The 1,967-nt window shown below is 64.2% G+C and carries 3 protein-coding genes; 2 read left to right on the top strand and 1 reads right to left on the bottom strand.

All coding sequences use genetic code 11. The features are described 5' to 3' along the window. Positions 1 to 492 (top strand): flagellar basal body L-ring protein FlgH (locus A3764_RS16595; protein ID WP_201722450.1); only part of this gene is annotated, 492 nt, incomplete at its 5' end. Positions 493 to 573: 81 nt separating this feature from the next. Continuing rightward, positions 574 to 1,092, top strand: a complete 519-nt coding sequence (locus A3764_RS16590; protein ID WP_150120729.1) for a hypothetical protein — start codon at positions 574 to 576, stop codon at positions 1,090 to 1,092. Between the two features lie 18 nt (positions 1,093 to 1,110). On the opposite strand, the gene A3764_RS16585 is transcribed toward A3764_RS16590, so the two are convergent. Beyond that, on the bottom strand, positions 1,111 to 1,782 hold the full coding sequence (locus A3764_RS16585) for a flagellar hook assembly protein FlgD (protein WP_067923195.1): 672 nt from the start codon (positions 1,780 to 1,782) through the stop codon (positions 1,111 to 1,113). Between the last annotated feature and the right edge of the window lie 185 nt (positions 1,783 to 1,967).

Here is a 1,967-nt window from a genome sequence, read left to right as displayed (position 1 = left end):
GTCATCATCTCCATCGACGACCGGGCGCGGCTGCGCAATTCCACCGACCGCCAGCGCGAGGGCGGCAGCTCCATCGGCTTCCCGACCTTCTTCGGCTACGGCGCGAAGATCGCCGCGATCCTGCCCGGCATCAGCCGCGCGGATCTGCCGAGCGGCGACATCGTCGATATCAGCTCCCAGACCGAAGCCAGCGGTTCCGGCGCCATCAACCGGGGCGAACAGATCGACCTGAAGGTGGCCGCGCTGGTGATCGAAAAGCTGCCCAACGGCACGCTGGTTGTCGCCGGACGGCAGGAAATCAAGGTGAACCACGAATTGCGCGAACTGCGCATGGCCGGCATCGTCCGCCCTGCCGACATCCGCAACGACAACACCATCTCCTACGACAAGATCGCCGAGGCCCGCATCGCCTATGGCGGGCGTGGAACACTGTCGCGGCAGCAGGAACGCAGCTATGGCGAGGACGCTCTTGACGTAGTTCTGCCTTACTGAACCTTGGCCGTGCCACATTCTCAGACAATGATGGACACAATCGACCTTTAGGACAGGAGGAATCCTGACGAAAGGTCGATGATGAAAAAGGTCGCAATCGCATTCACGGTACTGCCGCTCGTTTTTGCGGGCGCAGGCTACGGCGCGGGCACCGTGCTGGCGCCTTCCCTCAGTGAAACCGCGACAAATAGCGAAGCCGCCAAGGCCAAACCCGGCGCGGAAAAGCACGCCGACGGTTACGGCGATGCAAAGGACGCCGTACAGGACCCGCGCGAGGACCGGACCATCGTGATGCTGGGTCAGGTCACCGTGCCTGTCGAAAAGGCGCGCAGCATATCCTACGTGGTGGCGGACTTCGCGCTCAAGATCACCGATCCGGTCATCGCCGCGGAATACAGCGATGCCGTGACCGCGATGCGGATTCGCGATTCGCTACTCGAAGAAATGCAGCGCACCGCCGAAGGCCCTGCCCTGCGCGGGGTGGCCATCGACAGCGACGCGCTGTCGCGCGATCTGCGCCAATCACTGCTGGCGGAATATCCGGGGATCGAAGACGTGCTGTTCGTCTCGCTCTTCAAACGGGATATCGCGCGGCTCTGACCCCCGCGCGCGGGCCGGTCAGCGTGCCGCGCGTATCGCAGCAGAGGAAACCGTTTCACCATTCGCCAGTTGAAGCTCCGCGCCCTTGCCGGTGAAATTCACCCGCTCGACCGCCGCCGTCGTCAGAACGGTCGCACCTACCGGCTCGCCTTCGCCATCGGTCGCCTCGATCTCCACCCGGAAGGTGCCGGGCGGCACGGCAAGGCCCACGCGGTCGCGCCGGTCCCACTCCACCGGGATCACCTCATCCGGCTGCGCGGGCAGGCCGGTCAGTTCACGCACCAGCGCCCCGTCGGCAGAGAATATGCGCATGTTCACCTTCTCCGCCCCCGCGTTCAGCTGATAGCTGAGCGGGAAATCCGTCTGCGTCATCCGCACCTGCGAAGACGGCACCAGAACCTCGCGCCCGATCAGTTGCAGATCCGACATCGCGCCGACGGTCGCCAGCGTTTCGGTGATCGTCTCGAGGTTGCTGTTCATCGCGATCCCCTGCTCCACCTGCGACAACTGCGCGAGCTGTGAAACGAACTGGGTGGAATCGACAGGTTTCAGCGGATCCTGGTTGGAGATCTGGGCCGTCAGCAGGGTCAGGAAATTGTCGTAGCTTTCCTTCAGCTTTTCGGTCGAAGCGGCGGCGCCGCTGGCCTTTGCGGTAGCGGCAAGGCCGCTGGCGGTGCTTGCGTCGATCATCGGGGTCCCTTTCAGGTCACTATGTCCAGCGTCGCGCCCGCCGTGGGCACATGGACGCGGGCAATCTCTTCGGTCTCTGCGGTTTCAGCCTCCGCCTGCGCTCCGGCGGCATTCTCCGCCCCGAACTCCTGCGCGCCGTTCCGGTCGCGTTCACCGAAGGTCTGGAAATCGAGGTCGGCGTTATC

The organism is Sulfitobacter sp. HI0129 (assembly GCF_001635395.1).
Classification (GTDB): domain Bacteria; phylum Pseudomonadota; class Alphaproteobacteria; order Rhodobacterales; family Rhodobacteraceae; genus Sulfitobacter.
Note: the sequence above shows the minus strand (reverse complement) of the source record. Positions and strands in the feature narration are given on the sequence as shown.